Annotated in this window: 19 protein-coding genes; 8 read left to right on the top strand and 11 right to left on the bottom strand. The window is 62.1% G+C overall.

Annotated elements, in window-relative coordinates; translation table 11 throughout:
- Window positions 1-140: 140 nt before the first annotated feature.
- Entirely contained in the window at window positions 141-2,156 is a 2,016-nt protein-coding gene (locus M1D74_RS08575) for a S9 family peptidase (RefSeq protein ID WP_309072092.1), read from the top strand.
- Here the strand turns inward: M1D74_RS08575 and M1D74_RS08580 are convergent.
- From M1D74_RS08580 to M1D74_RS08595, 4 genes are all read right to left on the bottom strand, one after another.
- Entirely contained in the window at window positions 2,153-2,782 is a 630-nt protein-coding gene (locus M1D74_RS08580) for a peptide deformylase (protein WP_458115087.1), read from the bottom strand. The genes M1D74_RS08575 and M1D74_RS08580 overlap by 4 nt on opposite strands.
- Window positions 2,783-2,786: 4 nt before the next feature.
- Window positions 2,787-4,034: an MFS transporter gene (locus tag M1D74_RS08585; protein WP_458115088.1), complete on the bottom strand. Its 1,248-nt coding sequence runs from the start codon at window positions 4,032-4,034 to the stop codon at window positions 2,787-2,789.
- Window positions 4,035-4,106: 72 nt separating this feature from the next.
- A complete protein-coding gene (locus tag M1D74_RS08590; RefSeq protein WP_309072089.1) occupies window positions 4,107-4,529 on the bottom strand; it encodes a VOC family protein in 423 nt (140 codons plus the stop codon).
- Between the two features lie 143 nt (window positions 4,530-4,672).
- Window positions 4,673-4,945: a DUF2277 domain-containing protein gene (locus M1D74_RS08595; protein WP_309072088.1), complete on the bottom strand. Its 273-nt coding sequence runs from the start codon at window positions 4,943-4,945 to the stop codon at window positions 4,673-4,675.
- A gap of 115 nt (window positions 4,946-5,060) precedes the next feature.
- Here M1D74_RS08595 and M1D74_RS08600 point away from each other — a divergent pair, with 115 nt between their 5' ends.
- Window positions 5,061-5,516: a DUF3054 domain-containing protein gene (locus tag M1D74_RS08600; RefSeq protein WP_309072087.1), complete on the top strand. Its 456-nt coding sequence runs from the start codon at window positions 5,061-5,063 to the stop codon at window positions 5,514-5,516.
- The gene (locus M1D74_RS08605) at window positions 5,513-5,794 is read left to right on the top strand and encodes an Lrp/AsnC family transcriptional regulator (RefSeq protein WP_309072086.1); all 282 of its coding nucleotides are present in this window, start codon (window positions 5,513-5,515) and stop codon (window positions 5,792-5,794) included. The genes M1D74_RS08600 and M1D74_RS08605 overlap by 4 nt, the downstream gene beginning before the upstream one ends.
- Before the next feature lie 28 nt (window positions 5,795-5,822).
- On the opposite strand, the gene trpD is transcribed toward M1D74_RS08605, so the two are convergent.
- Complete coding sequence (trpD, locus tag M1D74_RS08610) at window positions 5,823-6,881, bottom strand: anthranilate phosphoribosyltransferase (RefSeq protein WP_309072085.1); 1,059 nt, start codon at window positions 6,879-6,881, stop codon at window positions 5,823-5,825.
- A 149-nt stretch (window positions 6,882-7,030) separates the two neighbouring features.
- Here trpD and ctaE point away from each other — a divergent pair, with 149 nt between their 5' ends.
- The 4 genes from ctaE (at window position 7,031) to qcrB (ending at window position 11,362) form a co-directional block, all read left to right on the top strand.
- Entirely contained in the window at window positions 7,031-7,669 is a 639-nt protein-coding gene (gene ctaE, locus M1D74_RS08615) for an aa3-type cytochrome oxidase subunit III (protein ID WP_309072084.1), read from the top strand.
- 111 nt (window positions 7,670-7,780) lie between these two features.
- Complete coding sequence (gene qcrC, locus M1D74_RS08620) at window positions 7,781-8,575, top strand: cytochrome bc1 complex diheme cytochrome c subunit (RefSeq protein ID WP_309072083.1); 795 nt, start codon at window positions 7,781-7,783, stop codon at window positions 8,573-8,575.
- Between the two features lie 74 nt (window positions 8,576-8,649).
- Window positions 8,650-9,675 (top strand): cytochrome bc1 complex Rieske iron-sulfur subunit, encoded by a 1,026-nt coding sequence (qcrA, locus tag M1D74_RS08625; RefSeq protein WP_458115089.1) that lies wholly within the window; start codon window positions 8,650-8,652, stop codon window positions 9,673-9,675.
- Window position 9,676: 1 nt separating this feature from the next.
- A complete protein-coding gene (gene qcrB / locus M1D74_RS08630) occupies window positions 9,677-11,362 on the top strand; it encodes a cytochrome bc1 complex cytochrome b subunit (protein ID WP_309072081.1) in 1,686 nt (561 codons plus the stop codon).
- A 221-nt stretch (window positions 11,363-11,583) separates the two neighbouring features.
- Here the strand turns inward: qcrB and M1D74_RS08635 are convergent, their stop codons facing one another.
- The 6 genes from M1D74_RS08635 to M1D74_RS08660 all read right to left on the bottom strand — a co-directional run bounded on the left by M1D74_RS08635 (window position 11,584) and on the right by M1D74_RS08660 (window position 17,787).
- Window positions 11,584-12,366, bottom strand: a complete 783-nt coding sequence (locus M1D74_RS08635) for a GntR family transcriptional regulator (RefSeq protein WP_309123629.1) — start codon at window positions 12,364-12,366, stop codon at window positions 11,584-11,586.
- 191 nt (window positions 12,367-12,557) lie between these two features.
- Complete coding sequence (locus tag M1D74_RS08640) at window positions 12,558-12,959, bottom strand: cytochrome c oxidase subunit 4 (RefSeq protein ID WP_309071820.1); 402 nt, start codon at window positions 12,957-12,959, stop codon at window positions 12,558-12,560.
- Complete coding sequence (gene ctaD, locus M1D74_RS08645) at window positions 12,960-14,681, bottom strand: aa3-type cytochrome oxidase subunit I (protein WP_309071821.1); 1,722 nt, start codon at window positions 14,679-14,681, stop codon at window positions 12,960-12,962. It lies immediately after the preceding gene.
- A 4-nt stretch (window positions 14,682-14,685) separates the two neighbouring features.
- Entirely contained in the window at window positions 14,686-15,570 is an 885-nt protein-coding gene (ctaC, locus tag M1D74_RS08650; RefSeq protein WP_309071822.1) for an aa3-type cytochrome oxidase subunit II, read from the bottom strand.
- A gap of 224 nt (window positions 15,571-15,794) precedes the next feature.
- Window positions 15,795-16,178 (bottom strand): HesB/IscA family protein, encoded by a 384-nt coding sequence (locus M1D74_RS08655; RefSeq protein WP_309071823.1) that lies wholly within the window; start codon window positions 16,176-16,178, stop codon window positions 15,795-15,797.
- Between the two features lie 193 nt (window positions 16,179-16,371).
- Window positions 16,372-17,787 (bottom strand): dipeptidase, encoded by a 1,416-nt coding sequence (locus M1D74_RS08660; protein ID WP_309123628.1) that lies wholly within the window; start codon window positions 17,785-17,787, stop codon window positions 16,372-16,374.
- Window positions 17,788-17,846: 59 nt separating this feature from the next.
- Between M1D74_RS08660 and M1D74_RS08665 the strand changes: the two genes are divergently transcribed.
- Complete coding sequence (locus M1D74_RS08665) at window positions 17,847-18,434, top strand: DUF3043 domain-containing protein (RefSeq protein WP_309123627.1); 588 nt, start codon at window positions 17,847-17,849, stop codon at window positions 18,432-18,434.
- The last annotated feature ends 128 nt before the right edge of the window (window positions 18,435-18,562 follow it).

Raw genomic sequence — 18,562 nt, forward strand, 5'->3', positions numbered from 1 at the left:
GTGAAGGTGGGACCTGCGTCCAGCCGATCACGACAAACCGGACACATAAGAATATTTCCGGGGAATGAGGACACCCAACCATCGTAGGTGTCGACGCTGCCGCTTTGAGCGGCGGCACCCAGCGGGCATAGTCTCGGACTGTGAAACCAAACACACTCAATCTGTTGAACTCCGTGGGCACACCCTCGCTCCATCCCGACGCCACTCGCTGTGTGGTCTCCGTGACCCGACCCGATTACGATTCCGACGCCGCCGTCGGCCAGTTGTGGGAGGTGCCGCTGGACAGCCGTTCTCCCCGTCGAATCACCCGGGGCTTCCGCGACACCGCACCGAAGTTTTCCCCGGACGGTGCAGTCATCGCCTTCCTGCGGGCTTCCCAGGGCGGCAAACCGCAGTTGTTCATTGTTGACAGCGGGGGAGGGGAGCCCCGGCAGCTCAGCGATCAACCCCTCGGCGTCTCCGATTTCGAGTGGTCTCCCGGTTCCGGGCACATTGTCTTCAGCGCACGAGTCCCGCAGGACGGTCGCTACGGAACCGTGGACGGCGTAGCAGCTGGTCAGGAGGATCCGCGACTGATCACCGGCTACAAGTACCAGATGAACGGCGTGGGCTATACCGGGGACAAACGAATTCAGCTGTTCCTCTTGGACGTGCCGGTTCTGGGGGAGGAGCCCTACATCAAGCCGGTGGGACGTGCGGCACGTTCCGCCGAAGAACCAGCATCCGGCGAGTTTCCTTCGGCAAAGCAGCTTACGGACGCGGACGCTGACCATTCGGCGCCGCGCTTCGACGCTGAAGGGTCGCGCATCATCTTCAGCGCCGCCCTCGAACCCGACTCCGCAACCAGTCTCCGCTCGGACATCTACTCGATCGCGCTAGACGGAACGGACAGGCAGCGCCTGAGCAATCTGACCGGTGAGTTGCTCACCTGCGGGTCCCCGGTGCACAGCCAGGACGGCCGGTGGCTCTACTACCTCGGTAGCGCTCTCTCACCCACCGGTCTCGATTTCGTCGCCAGGAATACGGCCCTCTACGTCGCTCCGGCGGACGCTCCCGGTCAGCCTCGATTGCTGACCGATCCCGAAACCTTCGACTTGGGGGAGGTCAGCGAAGTCGTTCCGGCCGGCGATGGCGGAGTGCTGGTCTTCAATCGCAGGCGAGGAGCAAACGACCTCCTACGCATCGATCCGGACGGGACCTTGCAGACGCTTGCCGCCGGTGACTGCGTCGTGACGGGAGCCGCTACTACAGGTGCCACCGTCGTCGTCTCCTACACCGACCCGCTCACCATGGGTGAGGTCGCCCTCGTCGACGGCCGGGAACTGAAGCGGCTGACCGACTTCTCCGCAGGTCTCCGCAGCGAAACCACGATAGCCGAGCTGCGGGAGGAGACCTTCAGCGCTCCGGACGGCTACCCGGTCCACGGCTGGGTAATGGTTCCCGAAGGGGACGGCCCGCATCCGGTACTTCTCAACATTCACGGCGGACCATACGCCCAGTACGGGTGGGGCTACTTCGACGAGGCACAGGTGTATGTCGAGGCCGGCTACGCAGTCGTTATGTGCAACCCTCGGGGTGCCGCCGGTTACGGTCAGGAGCACGGCCGTGTCATCAAGGAGGCCATGGGAACAGTGGACATGCAGGACGTGCTCGCGTTCCTCGAGGGTGCAGTCCTGAAGTACACCCAGCTCGACGGCGACCGGCTGGGTGTAATGGGAGGCTCCTACGGCGGTTATCTGACGGCGTGGCTGGTTGCCAACGATCATCGCTTCCAGGGCGCCGTCGTCGAGCGCGGGTTCCTGGATCCGGAATCCTTCATCGGATCTTCGGACATCGGGTGGTTCTTCTCGGAGGCCTACACGGGCGCCGATCCCGAGAAAGTCCGTGCGCAGAGCCCGTATGCCCATGTGGACAAGGTGCGAACACCTACCTTCGTCATTCATTCAGAGGAAGATCTGCGCTGCCCGCTCGAACAGGCACAGCGGTATTACACGGCCCTGAAACGTCATGGGGTAGAGACGGAGATGCTGATTTTCCCGGGGGAGACGCATGAGCTTTCGCGATCCGGTACCCCCTGGCATCGGCGTCAGAGGTTCGAGCACATCCTCCGGTGGTGGGCAGACAAGCTGCCGAGCAAGAAGAACCAGCCTGCCTAGAAGTTGAGCGAACGCTGGGCCAGGTCGATCCCGGGCTGCGACCAGCGTTCGCTGTATGCGGCGCTACTCACGAGTGACCGTGTGTTCGCCTTATCGATGTAGATCACGCCGTTCAGGTGATCGGTCTCGTGCTGCACGATCCGTGCAGGCCACCCGGTGAACTGCCGCGTGGCCTGCACACCCTCAGGGGTCAGATACTCCAGCTGGACGGTACGGTGCCTCTCGACCACCGCCTGCCAGCCGCTGAAGGACAGGCAGCCCTCGAAGAATGACGCCGTGTCGCGTCCGACCGGCGTGTACGTCGGGTTAATGACGGCGAAGTATGGCAACGGCGGGCGCTCGCGGACCCGGGAAATCTCATCGGGCTGGGGGATGACGTCCTCGATGACGGCAATGCGCAGGGGGATCCCCAGCTGCGGGGCTGCCAGGCCGACACCGGGCGCGTTCTGCATGGCCCTGCGCATGGTCACCAGGAGTTCAGCCAGTTCTGCATCGTCCAGCTGACCGTCGAAAACAACCGACGGGGTCCGCAGCACAGGATCGCCCAGTTGGACGATCGTTGGTGCTGTTTCATTGACGACGTCGCGGACCCGGGCGCGGATTTCCTCGCGTGTGTAAGTGCCCATCGTCCTATCCTAGGGTCGACGCGCGGCTGGGCGGCGCGGCTCGCGGCACGCTGTAGAGGGCCAGGATGACCGCCAGCGCGTTGATCCCCGCGAGAACGAGGAAGGCTTGCGAGTAACTGCCGAGAATGGCGGCGAGGCCCGCTCCGACCCACGGTCCGAGCGCGGTCGCAAGAGCGATGGGCGATGCCAAGAGGGCGGTCAACCGGCCGTAATGCGCCGGACCCCAGCGGTCCGTGATGGCGGTTGCATGCAACAGGGTGAAGATCCCGCGGGTCACTCCAGCCGCCAGGGCGATGATGATCGCGGCGGTGAGGGTTTCTGCCAGGCCGAGCAGCGCCGTCGTTAACCCTGCCGCCAGCAGAATGGCCACAGTACGGGTTCTGAGGGGCAACCGCTCGAACAAGCCGTAACCTAGCCGGCCCACGACCTGACCGATCCCGCCGACTCCCAGCGCTGTCGCCGCAAGGGCAGTGCCGATTCCCCGTTCCGTCAGTAGCGGAACAAGGTTGACGACGGCCGCGAAGGAGGCGAGAGCGGTAAGGCTGACTGCGCCGACAAGCGCCGCAAACGGCAAACTCCGAATAATTTCCGACGGCGGTAGCTGGGTGAGCTGTGATCCGGACGAAGCGGTGTGGTTGGGCACCCACGGTCGTCTCAGCCCGAAAAAGTGCGCCGGGACGGTGACGATGAAGAGAAAGCCCGCCAGGATCAGGTACGTGGTGCGCCACCCGACGGCGGCGGTCAGAACTGCTGTCAATGGTGCAAAAACGGTGCTGGCCAGCCCGCCGACGATTGTGAGAATTGTCAGCGCGCGTGTACGGCGATTCGTCCACCACCGCGTCACCGCCGCGAAGGCCGGTGGATAGAGCACCATTCCCATGGCGATACCCGCCAATGCCCAACCGGCGAAGAACGTCGGCAGATTGCCCGCGATGGCTACCAGGCAGAGCGCCGGAGCAGCAAGGACGGATCCCAGCGTCATGACGGTGCGCGGACCGCGGCGGTCCAACACCCGGCCGACGACCAGCCCGGTGAAAGCCGAACAAGCCAATGCGGTAGAGAACGCTCCGTTCACGGCCGGCAGTGTCCAGCCGGTTGTCGAGCTGATCTCGCCCGCGAGGACCGGAAAGGCGTAGAACAGGATGCCCCAACTGGAGATCTCCGTCACGCACAGGACAACGAGGACAACCCGAAGGGAAACGCTGTGTTGACCCCTTCCGTGCGACGCTCCGAAAGTGCCGATAATCGACATTATGTCAACTAACCGAAAGAGGGCGGGACTGAACTCCAGCTCCGCCTCCCCCCGACGCAACGCTGACCAGGATTATGCCTGCGGCGGCGCACCGGCGATATTGACCAGCCAGGCCACGCCGAATTTGTCCGTGCACATTCCAAAGTGGTCACCCCACGGGGCAACTTCAAGTGGCACGGTCACCGATCCATCTCCGGCCAGGCGGTCCCAGTATCCCCGCAGCTCACTTTCATTCTCGCCGCTGAGGGAGATGGAAAATGTGTTGCCCGGGGTGTAGTCCATGCTGTTCGGGGTGTCTGCCGCCATGATGACCATCCCGCTCTCGGTGGTCAGCATTCCATGCATGATCTTGTCCAGCTCGCTCTCGTCTTCGCTGGCCTGGAAATCGCGGAACGTACTGAGCGTCAATTCGCCGCCGAAGACCGATTGGTAATAGGTCATCGCTTCTTTGGCGGTGTCACGAAAGCCAAGGTACGGGTTCAAGCGCGTGCTCATAACGGTCTCCTCGTGTCACTAGCGGAGGGCGACCGGTGCCTCTGGTCAAGGCACGCTTACGGAGCACTCCGTGACCATATAGTGCACCACGGAGGGTTCTTCGCCCAGTACTGCGAGGGTTGGGGCGGCCCGCGTGATGGTAATCAGGCTGTGGCGAAACGGCGGGCCGAGCGCTCCTTCGCCTTGGCGGCCTCCTCGTCGCGGTCCTTCGGCGGCGCTGTGGTGACCAGTTCCGACAACAGCCTTTCAGTGATGAAGCCGATTTCCTCGACCGCGCGATCGAAAGCCTCCTGGTTCGCCCGGGACGGCTTGGTGGTGCCGCTGACCTTGCGGACGTACTGAAGGGCAGCCGCATGAACCTCCTCGCTGGTGGCTGCGGGCTCGAAATTATGAAGTGTCCTGATATTCCTGCACATGTTTCAAGGGTAGAACCCGGCTTGCTGCTATGGAACAGATCCACTCGGGCTGCTGCGGTGCCCGCGCTGCGTGCGGAACGCCGGTTTCGGCGCCCGGAACCATTAGGCTGAATCCATGACGAGCGCAAGTGGCGGCGGGTGGGGCGTGCACAAGCGAGGCTACGTGCCCTGGCTCGCCGTCGACGTCGTGCTGATTGCCTTCTTCGCGCTCCTCGGCCGCCTCTCCCATTACGGGACGCTCTCGCCCCAGGGCATTCTGAGCACCGCGCTCCCCTTCCTCATTGCCTACGTCGCAGCCTCCTTGCTTCTTCGCGCGTGGCGACAGCCGACCAACGTGGTGCGGACGGCGATTCCCATGTGGCTTGTTACAGCAGGCGGCGGCCTGCTGCTTCGCGTTGCCCTGGGTGAGAGTGCGGCGCTGTCCTTCCAGATGGTCACACTCTGCGTTCTCGGAGTGTTTCTGGTTGTCCCGCGGAGCATTGCAGCACGAGTATTGAAGTTTCGAGGGCGCCACACGCAGCAGCGGCCAGCCCCTCACTCCCCCAGTCAGAACCAAGGAGCCGCCACATGATCACAGCTTTCGTACTCATTCAGACCGATGCTTCCCGCATTCCCGAATGTGCACAGGAGATCTCGGAGCTTGAGGGGATCAGCGAGGTGTATTCCGTCACCGGCGAGTGGGACCTCATCGCCATCGCACGGGTCAACCGCCACGAGGACCTGGCGGACGTCATCGCCGACCGGCTCTCAAAGGTGGAGGGCGTCGAATCCACTACCACCCAGATTGCGTTTCGGTCCTACTCGAATCACGACCTCGACGCCGCCTTCTCCCTGGGCTTCGAAGGCTGAACCTGGGCTTCGAAGGCTGAACCCGAACCTACCCCCGGGTGACCGCGACCCACCGGTCCAGTGCGGCCTGCGCCGCGCCTGAGTCGATGGACTCCTGCGCGCGCGCCATGTTGGTCCGGATCCTTTCCACGAGCGGCGCCGAGTGCTCGGTGTCCAGTGCGGTGAGGCCTGCCGCCGCATTCAGCACGACGGCGTCGCGCACCGGACCGGTCTCCCCCGCCAACAGGCGGCGCACCACCTTCGCGTTGCTTTGAGCGTCTGAACCCCTGAGCGCCTCGACGGTTGCCACCGGCAGATCGAAGTCCCCAGGATGAACAGTTTGCTCCGTGGTGATCCCTCCGCGGACCTCCCAGACAGTCGATGAGCCGCTCGTGGTCAGCTTGTCCCGGCCGTCGCTTCCGCGGAATACCAGGGCGCGGATCCCCCGGGCCGCCAGGACCCCCGCCATAAGCGGAGCCATACGCTCGCTGGCACAACCGAGCGCCTGCGCTTCGACGCCCGCCGGATTACTGAGAGGGCCGAGGAAGTTGAAGGCGGTCGGAACGCCGAGTTCCCTGCGTGGAACAGCGACATGCCGCATGGATGGGTGGAACACCTGGGCGAAGCAGAAAGTGATGTTGGCTTCCTCGGCCGACCTGGCGACGTCGTCCACCGAAAGATCGAGCCGAACGCCCAGAGCCTCGATGACGTCAGCGGCTCCGGAAGACGAGGATGCACCGCGGTTGCCGTGCTTGATGACCCTGGCACCGGCACCCACCGCAACCAGGGAAGACATGGTGGAAATGTTCAGTGTGTTCAGCCCGTCTCCCCCGGTACCGACGATATCGAGCGCCGGACCGGGAACGTTGATGCGATGGGCTCGGGCCAGCATTGCTTCTACGAGTCCTGTCAGCTCCGCGACCGACTCCCCTTTGGAGCGCAACCCGACGAGGAAGCCGGCAATCTGAGCGTGGGAGGCAATCCCCTCCATGATGGAATCCATTGCCCAGCGTGTTTGGGAAGCCGTTAGATCCTTCCCCTCAATGAGCTTTGAGATCAGCTGCGGCCAACTGGTTGCAGGGGCGTCCGGAGCAGAAATCGCAGTCACTCTCCTAGGTTATCTACGAATTGTAGAAAGTCATCCCGTTGTTACTCCCGCGCCATTACGGGCAACTCGTGCCCTCGGGGGTACCGACAGGGCACGCCGACGCTGTTTCGCATTGGTGAAGTGGGAACTTTTAGAGACATAATGTCAGGGTGACGACAGCGACCCATGCCCCCAGCTCCACTGCGCATCCAACACTCAACCGCCCGAATATGGTTTCGGTTGGCACCGTTGTATGGCTCTCCAGTGAACTTATGTTCTTTGCCGGACTCTTCGCCATGTACTTCACATTGCGCTCGACCTCCGGCGAGCTTTGGGCCGCCGAGACGGAAAAGCTCAACGTGCCGTTCGCCCTGATCAACACCATCATCCTGGTGTCGAGTTCGTTCACCTGCCAGATGGGCGTGTTCGCCGCAGAGCGCCTCCAGCCGCGCAGGGTCGGCGGAGTCTTGAACGTCGCGAAGTGGGGAATGGTCGAGTGGTACCTGCTCACTTTCATCATGGGCGCGGTCTTCGTTGCTGTGCAGGCCTACGAATACGCAGAGCTCGTCGCTGAAGGAATCTCCCTGTCAGCCAACGCCTACGGCTCGTCCTTCTACATCACCACCGGCTTCCACGGACTGCACGTGATCGGCGGCCTCATCGCCTTCCTGTTCATCATTGGACGCGCATACGCCGCGAAGCGTTTTGGCCACTTCGAGGCGACATCGGCGATCGTTACCTCGTACTACTGGCACTTCGTCGACGTGGTGTGGATCGGCTTGTTCATCATCATCTATTTCTTGAAGTAGATTTCTCTTGAACCCTTTTCTACCCGGGGTAGAATTAGCGTGGCGGTCGCGACGGTGGCTGACACCAATCGTTGAACGTATCAAGGCAATACAGAAGGCAGGAAACAGGACGTGAAGGCACTTTCGCAGAGGCGGCGTCACCCCCTGGCAGCAATAGCGCTGCTGCTCATGGGCTTGTTGCTAACAGGTGGCATCTACGCCGTCGCAAGCAACGCGAACGAGGCCAAAGCACAAACCAGCGTTTCCGCCAGCGACATCGAAGAAGGCGAGAAGCTCTTTGTCGCCAACTGCGCTACCTGTCACGGCATGGGCGCCGCTGGTACCGAAGACGGTCCGTCGCTCATCGGTGTCGGTGCTGCGTCGGTTGACTTCCAGGTGGGAACCGGGCGCATGCCGCTCCAGATGCAGGGCCCGCAGGCACTGCAGAAGCCGGTCCAGTTCACCGAAGAGCAGATTCAGCAGATGGCTGCTTACGTTGCGTCCCTCGGCGCCGGCCCTGCCATCCCGAGCGAAGAACTGCTCGATACCTCCGGTGAGGAAGTCGACCCGGCCGCCGGCGGTGAGCTGTTCCGCGTGAACTGCGCCATGTGCCACAACGCAGCTGCAGCTGGTGGCGCTCTTACCCGGGGTAAGTTCGCGCCGACCCTCGAGGGTGTCACCGAAAAGCACATCTACGAGGCCATGGTGACCGGTCCGCAGAACATGCCGGTTTTCAGTGATGCGAACATCACTCCCGAGGACAAGCAGGACATCATTGCGTTCCTAAAGATCATTGAGGAACAGGGTTCCCCCGGTGGCGCGGATCTCGGTTCGCTCGGTCCGGTCTCCGAAGGTCTCTTCATCTGGGTAGCTGGACTCGGAGTGATCATCGCTTTCACTGTTTGGCTCACCTCCCGCTCCTCATAGCGGGCCGAGGCGCAGCAAAGAACTAGTTACACAGGATTGATGAGTGAAGTTTCTAAAGAAGGATGAGAGGGATCATGGCCGACCATAGTCACGGCAGCCCGGAAAACGCGGTTACCGTAGCTAAGCCCGGTCAGGGCAGCGTGCAGAAGTTCCAGGACCCTGGACTTCCGCCGCACCGGCCGCGCTTGGCTGACACAGATCCCCGCGCAGAGAAGCGCGCCGAGCGCCAGGTCGGAGTGCTTTTCCTGATCTCCATCCTCGGCACCCTTCTCTTCTTCTTCGGGTACTTCTTCATCCCGCTGGATCAGACGATCGGAACCCTCCGCCTGCAGAACCTTCTGCTTGGCCTGGGAACGGCTTTCGCAATGCTCGGTATCGGTGTAGGTATCGTCCACTGGGCGAAGACCCTCATGCCCGACCACGAGATCGCAGAGGATCGCCACGAGATCCGTCCGGAGGCTGATCGGGCAGATGCTGAGAAGATCGTCGGCGACATCCTCGAGGAGTCCGGAATCAAGCGTCGTCCGCTCATTCGCAACACCCTCCTGGGCGCCGGCGTCCTCGCAATCTTCCCTGCCGTCGCAATCTTCCGCGACCTCGGTCCGCTGCCGGGAGACGTGCTGCGTCAGACGATGTGGGACGAGGGAGTACGCCTCACCCGCGACCCGAGCGGAACTCCGATCAAGGCCTCCGATGTGACCATCGGCTCCGCTTTCCACGTCATTCCGGAAGGTCTGAATGAGTCCGAGCACAAGCTGGAGGAGAAGGCAAAGGCAGTTGTCCTGTTGATGCGCCTCAACCCGGAATCGCTCAACCCGTCACCGGGACGCGAAGACTGGGGATACGACGGCATCGTCGCCTACTCAAAGATTTGTACCCATGTGGGCTGCCCGGTAGCCCTCTACGAGCAGCAGACCCATCACCTGCTGTGTCCGTGCCACCAGTCAACCTTCGACCTGACACAGGAATGCAAGGTTATCTTCGGCCCGGCCGCCCGGCCGCTTCCCCAGCTCCCCATCTCCGTTGATGAGGAAGGCTACCTGGTAGCGACGAGCGACTTCCAAGAACCCGTAGGACCAAGTTACTGGGAGCGTGGCTGACATGAGCAGCTCGGCAGCTGGACACCAGTACCAGCCCAAAACCAGCGTCGGCAAGATCACCAACTTCGTCGACACCCGCGTTGGCGGATCCGCCATTGTCAAGGAGTTCGGGCGCAAGATCTTCCCCGACCACTGGACATTCATGTTCGGCGAGGTTGCGCTCTACTCGTTCGTGATCCTGTTGCTCTCGGGCACATTCCTGACGTTCTTCTTTGACCCGTCGATGGCTGAGACTCACTACGATGGAAGCTACGTGCCCCTTCGAGGCATAGAGATGTCCATGGCGTACGCATCCTCCCTCGATATCTCATTCGATATTCGCGGTGGACTCTTCATGCGTCAGGTTCACCACTGGTCGGCGCTGCTCTTCGTTGCCGCGGTGTCCGTGCACATGCTTCGCGTCTTCTTCACCGGCGCTTTCCGTCGGCCCCGTGAACTCAACTGGGTAATCGGCGGTGTCCTGCTCATCCTGGCGATGGCCGCAGGATTCACCGGCTACTCGCTCCCCGATGACCTGCTCTCCGGTAATGGCCTGCGCATCATCGACGGCGTCGTGAAGTCGATACCCGTTGTGGGCACGTACATCAGCTTCTTCCTCTTCGGCGGTGAGTTCCCGGGCACGGTGATCATCCCGCGCCTCTACGTGCTTCACATCCTGCTCATCCCGGCAATGATCCTGCTCCTGATCGCAATTCACCTCTTCCTGGTGGTAGTTCACAAGCACACGCAGTTCCCTGGCCCGGGCCGCACCAACGACAACGTTGTGGGTTACCCGGTCGGACCGGTGTACGCCGCCAAGGCCGGTGGATTCTTCTTCATCGTCTTCGGCATCATCGCCGCCATCTCCGCCGCGTTCACGATCAACCCGATCTGGAACTACGGACCATACGACCCCTCCCCCGTATCTGCAGGCACACAGCCGGACTGGTACATCGGTTGGGTCGACGGCGCTCTTCGTCTCATGCCGGGCGTCCTGGGCAACTTCCCGTTCGAGTGGAACATCCCCCTTCCCTGGGGAACGAACACGCTCTCGTTGAACGTGCTCTTCCCGGCGCTCGTGCCGGCAGGTATTGTTTTCACGCTGCTCTTCGCGTGGCCCTGGATCGAAGCCTGGGTAACCAAGGACCGTCGTGAGAAGCATCTGCTCGACCGCCCGCGTAATGCCCCGACCCGCACGGGTATCGGCGTGGCAGGTGTCGTCTTCTACTGCGTGATGTGGGCAGCGGCCAGCTCCGACCTCATCGCCACCCACTTCATGGTGTCGTTGAACGACGTAACTTACTGGCTGCGTGCACTGGTCATCCTAGGACCGGTTATCGGATTCGTAGTTGCCCGTCGCATCGCTCTCGCCCTGCAGCGCAAGGATCGCGAGATCGTGCTTCATGGACGCGAGACAGGCCGCATTGTCCGGCTTCCGCACGGTGAGTTCATCGAGGTCCACGAGCCGGTGGACGAGTACAAGCGGTACAAGCTCGTCAGTTTCGACTCTCCCGAGGCTCTGACTGCCCAGCCGGATGTGAACGGCCACGTTTCGAAGGGCGAGAAGCGCCGCGCCCTGGCGTCACGCTTCTTCTTCGAAGACCGCGTGGCACCGGTAACGCCGGCCGAACTCGAGCAAGCCCACTCGCATGGGCATCACGGCGAGGTTGCCAGCGAACACGACAAGGCTTCTATCTCGAGCCACTAAGCGTCTCCTATGGCCATAGCAAAATCGGGCGGGACACACTTCATCGTGTGTCCCGCCCGCTTTTGCGTTCTTGACGTTTTCCCTCATCGGATTGCGTTCACGGGAGTGCGTTCATTGATTGCGCCGGCTGCAGCGCTGCCAAGCGCTGCCACTTGGGCCGCTGCAGCAGTGACTCTGCCTCGCAGCGGGTGACGGATCGTTGCTGGACCAGACCAGACGCTTCAGTTGAAGCGCTTTGCGGTGTACGTTCGGGGTGTCCGCACCCCTGGACGCTGGAGGGGCACCCAAAGCTTGTATCTGTCCGCGCGGTAGTAGGAAACCGAATAGTCAACCATACTTCGTGCAACATAGGCATGACGCTGGATCTTCAACAGCGGTGCGCCCATTTCCACGTTCAACAGGCGGGCAATAGAGGGCGATGCGGCGGTCGCCTCCACCGTGTCCTCGCCCCACTCCATCACTAGCCCGTACCGCTCACTGAGCACGTTGTACAGCGACGTCGGTGGCTCATCATCGAGGATCCCTGGAACCCGGTGGGCAGGGATGAAGTTCTCGTCGACGCTCATAGGTTCGCGGTCGGCCAGCAACTGCCGCCGAAAACGTACGACGGGAGTACCCTGCTCAATCTTCAGCTCACGAGCAATAAGCGGGGTCGCTGCCATTTGCTCGAAGCTGAGCACCCGAGCATCAGGGACCATACCGCGCCGGTGCATCTCCTCGCTGTATGAGGTGAGCTTCATCTGCAGGTCGACCTTGGTATGCGCGACGAAGGTGCCCAGACCTACGATCCGCTCCAGCACCTCTTCGGCCACCAGCGCATCAATTGCATGCCGGACTGTCATCCGGGCTACCCCAAAGTGCTCCGTCAGCTTGCGTTCAGAAGGAATCGCGGTGCCCGGTTCCGCATGCTGAAGGATGTACTCGCGCAATAACTCGCGAAGCTGCACATGCTTCGCTCCCTTTCCGTCCAGTGCGGTGCTCAGCCCGCTGAGCTGCTTCGGCATGGGAGAACTCCTTCAGTGCACTGCGCGGCGCCGTCGACTACCTCGCCTGGTCATAGACCGGTCTGATGGACCTATTCTATCGCCGCGCGTCTTGCGACAACGTGACATGCGTGCCCATCCCTGGATACGCGAGAAGGCCTCACACACTTCTGTGTGAGGCCTTCCGAGCCGATCAAGGTCCTTACAGGCGCCTAGTGGGCGTGGTCTCCCCGGCTGTACTCGTACACCCATCCAACGAGCGCAATGGCTGCGAGTCCGGCCGAAATGTAGAGGATCCACCATCCGGCGGCCAGACCGAGGAATCCGCCTGCTGCTGACAAACCGAGCACCAGCGGCCACCAGCTCCAGGGGCTGAAGTGACCCTGTTCGCCGGAGCCCTCATGAATTTCGGCGTCACGGCGGTCCTCCGGCCGCAAGCCAACGCGGCGGCCCGTGAACCCCAGATAGAAGCCGATCATCCCAGCGAGACCACCCACGAGGAGGATACCGAGTATGCCTACCCATTCAGACCAGTTGGTCAGAAAGCCGTAGACCAAGGCGACGGGGACAAAGAAGGGTACTCCCCAGAAGAAGAGCCGAGTTTCTACCTTCATTTACGCGTCCTTCCGATCAGCGGATCCGAGCAGCTGACCTGCCGGTGAACTTGGTGTATGCCACTGCGCGAGCTCCGGGTGGTGGAGGTCAAGCGCAGGCCGCTCGGAGCGGATGCGAGGCAACGAGGTGAAGTTGTGACGCGGCGGCGGGCACGACGTTGCCCACTCGAGCGATGCTCCAAAGCCCCAGGGATCGTCGACCTCGACCTTCGTACCGCTGCGCCAAGTGACGTACACGTTCCAGAAGAACGGAATAAGGGAGGCACCCAGAACGAAGGAGGCGATCGTTGAGAACTGGTTCATCGCGGTGAACATGTCCTCGGGTAGGTAGTCCGCGTAACGTCGCGGCATACCGATCACGCCCAGCCAGTGCTGGATCAGGAAGGTTCCATGGAAGCCAAGGAAGAGGAGCCAGAAGTGAATCTTGCCCAGTCGTTCGTTGAGCATCTTTCCGGTCCACTTCGGCCACCAGAAGTAGAAGCCCGCGAACATAGCGAACACAACGGTGCCGAAGACGACGTAGTGGAAGTGGGCGACCACGAAGTAGGTGTCCGAGACGTGGAAGTCCAGAGGCGGTGAGGCCAGGATGATTCCGGTCAGGCCGCCGAACAGGAAGGTCACGAGGAAGCCGAGGCTCCAGAGCATGGGAGTCTCGAAAGTGATGGAACCCCGCCACATTGTGCCGATCCAGTTGAAGAACTTCACGCCGGTGGGCACTGCAATCAGCATGGTCATAAAAGCGAAGAACGGCAGCAGGACCGCTCCGGTCACGTACATGTGGTGTGCCCAAACGGTCACAGAGAGCGCAGCGATCGCGATCGTTGCGTAGACCAGGCCTTTGTAACCGAAGATCGGCTTGCGGCTGAAGACCGGGAAAATCTCCGAAACGATACCGAAGAACGGAAGGGCGATGATGTAGACCTCGGGGTGGCCGAAGAACCAGAACAGGTGCTGCCAGAGAATAGCTCCCCCGTTGTCCGGGTCAAATATGTGTGCTCCGAAGCGCCGGTCAGCGCCCAGGGCGAACAGCGCGGCAGCCAGCGGCGGGAAGGCCATCAGCACGAGAATCGATGTGACGAGAGCGTTCCAGGTGAAGATGGGCATGCGCCACATGGTCATGCCTGGAGCGCGCATGCAGATGATAGTGGTGATGAAGTTCACTGCACCCAGGATGGTGCCGAAGCCGGAAAGGGCAAGGCCGAACACCCAAAGGTCACCACCGACACCCGGCGAGAACGTCGTGTTGGATAGCGGCGCATAGGCGAACCACCCGAACGACGCGGCACCCTGCGGGGTGATGAAGCCCGACACTGCGATTGTGCTTCCGAAGAGGAAGAACCAGAAAGCAAGCGCGTTCAGCCGCGGGAAGGCGACGTCGGGCGCACCGATCTGCAGCGGCATGATCACGTTGGTGAAACCCGCGAACAGCGGCGTCGCGAACATCAGGAGCATCACCGTGCCGTGCATGGTGAACAGCTGGTTGTACTGCTCCTTGGTCTGCAGGATCTGCATACCCGGCTCGAACAGCTCGGCGCGGATAACAAGAGCCATCACACCGGCGAGGCAGAAGAACACGAACGACGAGATCAGGTACATGTACCCGATCGTTTTGTGGTCCGTTGAGGTGATCCAGTTGACGACGATACGTCCCTTGGACCGCGGGATGACCCGCGGAGCGACTGTAGTGCCGGCGTCCTCGGCGGTGTATTCGTAAGTAGACATCTAATCAATCCTGCCCAATTTGATCGTTGACGCTGCTCGGAGTTTCGCCGTCGACCCCGCTACGCGGATTGCGGTCGTACTCTTCGCCAAGCTGGCCGTCCTCAAGGGTCTCCAGGTGCGCTTCGTATTCCTCTTCGGAAACAACCGCCACGTTGAACAGCATTTCGGAGTGGTACTCGCCGCACAATTCGGCGCACTTACCCTCGAAGACGCCTTCACGCGTGGGGGTCAGAGTGATGTAGTTTTCGCGCTCAGGGATCATGTCGCGCTTTTGAAGGAAGGCGGGAACCCAGAACGAGTGAAGTACGTCGCGGGCGTTGAGGCGGAACTCCACCGTCTGGTTCACCGGCAGGTAGAGGGTCGGCAGTGTCTCAGGTACTCCTGGTTCACCATCGAGCTGAGCCTGCACGCCGGCGTCATACTTGTCCTCAAGGACGTAGTTGAAGTCCCACGACCACTGCTTGCCGCGGACATCAATGATGACATCGGGATCCTCGACACGTGTGTCGATGACCTGCTGGTCGCGGTCGGTGAAGTAGAAGAACACCAGCACCATGAACAGCGGGATGGTCAGGTAGAACACTTCCAGCGGAAGGTTGTAGCTGATCTGGCGCGGATAGCCGGTCTCATTACGACGACGGCGGTACGCCACGATGCACCAGATGATCAGACCCCAGGTGATCACGCCAACAACCAGGGCGGCGATCCAGGAGTTGACCCACAGGTCAATGATCCGGCCGGTGTGGTCGGTGTTGTCCCGCTCAGCGGGCAGCCAACCTTTTTGGACTTCTGATGAACAACCAGACAAGAACAGCGCAGCCACGACCACGAGGCTTGAAACCTTGAAAATCTTTGCGCGTCGGCTGCCGGTTCGGTCCTGCGAACTCACAGACGGCCCTTCCTTTTCTTACGTGCGGTGCCACCGACGGTGACAGCATTTCCGGTGCACGCCGCTACTCGGGCGCCAGCCCAAATGCGATGCACTTTCAGTTTTACTACTCACTGTAGAGCTTACCCGCAACGGCAGCCATCGTGTGACAACAAAGCCTCCGCCGTGTACCTGTTTCGGATACATGGCGGAGGCTTCGTCGTTCGTACTGTGTGGGCGGTCCCTTAGTGGAAGGAATCACCGCAGGCGCAGGAGCCGCCCGCATTGGGGTTGTCGATGGTGAATCCCTGCTTCGAGATGGTGTCCTCGAAATCGATGGAGGCGCCAGCGAGGTAGGGAACGCTCATGCGGTCGACAATGACTTCCACGCCGTCGAAATCGCGAACCGCATCCCCGTCCAGTACACGCTCGTCAAAGTAGAGCTGGTAGATGAGCCCGGAACATCCGCCTGGCTGTACTGCGACGCGAAGCCGGAGGTCGGTGCGCCCTTCCTGCTCCAGAAGGCTGCGTACCTTGTTGGCGGCGACATCTGAGAGGTTTACCTCGTGTACCGGCAGTTCGGTCTCTGCGGCGACTTCGGTAGTCGGTTCGCTTGTTGATGTGCTCATGATGTGCGTTCTCCTTAGCTTGTGCCTGCCGCGCCGGATCCGTGCCGACGAACACAGCGTCGGGCGGCATATGGCTATTAGCGCTTCGCAGCGCGTCCGTTCAATGGTACGTCCCGTGCACACGGCTGCCCAGCTATGTAACGAACCATGCCCGCGAAACATTCCACACACGTTCGAGCCGCCCCGGCAGGTGCTACGACCCGTCCGCTGCGCCGGCGGCATTGAGCCTGGCCAGCATCAGGGCCTCGGCCAGGACCGCCCGGCTGAATTCGGCCAGGTGCAGCGATTCATTCGCGCTGTGTGCCCTGGAATCAGGATCCTCCACTCCGGTGACGAGAATCTGCGCGTCCGGGTATACCTCTGTCAGATCGGCGATGAATGGAATGGACCCACCGATACCGGCCTCGACAGGCTCCGTGCCCCACGCCGTCCGAAGCGCCCACAGGGCGATCTGGGCGGCGGGTCTGGTGGTATCTGTGGAGAAGGGATTTCCTGACTCTCCGGGAGTGAACGTCACCTTCGCCCCGAAAGGAGCGTGCGCCTGCACGTGGCGTTCGACGGCGGCCATCGCCTCCTCAGGATCCTGCCCCGGTGCCAGGCGGAGACTGAACTTCGCCCGCGCGCTTGGGAGGAGCGTATTCGAGGACACCGCCACGCTGGGAGCATCGATGCCAATGATGGACAGGGCGGGCTTGGTCCACAACCGGGACGCGAGGGAGCCGGTGCCGGCCAACTGGACACCATCCAGAACTGAAGCGTCCGCCCGGAATGCGGCTTCAGGATAATCAACGGTCGCATCGTCCGTGGCGAGAAGCCCTTCGATAGCGACGCTGCCGTCGTCGTCGTGCAGTGTGGCTATCAGGCGGGACAACAGGGTGGGAGCGTCCAGGACAGGACCACCGAACATGCCCGAGTGAACCGCGTGATCCAGTACACGGACTTCGATGGTGCCGTCGACGAGGCCCCGCAGGCTGGTCGTCAGTGCCGGTACACCGACTTTCCAGTTGCTCGAGTCGGCAACCACGATGACGTCGGAGCGAAGCAACTCGCGGTGCTCTTCAAGGAAGCGGCGGAACGTGGGAGACCCGGCCTCCTCCTCCCCTTCGATGAAGAGGGTGATGCCGAGGCCAAGGCCGTCGCCCAGCACATCGGAAACCGCCCGGAAGGCAGCGATATGTGCCATCACACCGGCCTTGTCGTCTGCCGCTCCCCTGCCGTACAGCCGCTCCCCGCGCTCCTCGGCGATGAAGGGCTCGCTCTCCCACAGGTCGCGCTCCCCCGGCGGCTGCACATCGTGATGTGCATACAGGAGCACTGTCGGCTTTCCTGCGTCCGCAGGGCGCCGCGCCACGACCGCGGGACCTCCGGGCGTGCCATCGTTGTCGACTCGCAGAATGCGCACGTCCTCGATGCCGGTGGAACGCACCAGGGCGGCGACCGCTTCGGCGCTGCGGTCCAATTCGGCGGGGTTGAAGGCCTCCCAGGCCACGCCCGGGATGGCGACAAGGGACTTCAGCTCCTCGACGGTTCGCGAGAAGGCCGCGTCAACGCTGGAACGCAAGGCGGTAACCATAGTCTCCGGCGGGGTATCGGTAGATAGCTTGATCATGCCCCGAGCCTACACACGGGCGCGGAATCCGCTGCCCGTTGGCCGGGTATCCTAGAGGGGTGTTTGGACGAAAAAAAGACGCTGCCGTTGCTGAGAACCCCGCCGAGCAAGCCGCAGAAGAGCAACGCCTGAGGTCGGCAGGCAAGGGTGCGCCCACGCCGAAGCGCAGCGTCCAGGAGGCCGCACGCAAGCGCCCCCTCGTTCCCAATGACCGCAAGGCAGCACGTGAAGCCAACCGGCTGGCCCGCCGCGAGGAGCAGATGCGCATGCGCCGCGCCCTCGAGAACGGCGACGAACGTCATCTCCCCTTCCGCGACAAGGGCCCTGCCCGCCGGTACGTTCGCGACTACGTGGATGCCCGGTGGAACGTTGCCGAGTTTCTGATGTTCGCCGCGCTGGTCTTCGTTGTGCTCAGCTTCGTCCCGAACCTCACGTTCCAGGGTTATGTCATGCTCACTTTCTGGGTGATCATCCTTGCCGTGGTTGTCGACTGCCTGCTGCTGCGCCGCAAGCTCAAGGCCCGGCTGACCGAAAAATTCGGCGAGCCCGGCCGAGGAGATCTTTGGTATGGGATTTCGCGCGCCATGCAGATCCGCCGGCTCCGACTGCCCAAGACGCAGGTCGGCCGCGGCCAGTACCCCGCCTAGAGCTAAGCAGCCTGGTTCGCAGGCTTCCTTCCCTTACGCCTTGAGGAACGCCCGGCGGTGCAGCCGCTCAACGGTTCAGCGGGATCCGGCGGCGCAGCCGCTCAGCGGTTCAGCGGAATCCGGCGGCG

It is taken from the genome of Arthrobacter sp. D2-10 (assembly GCF_054161285.1).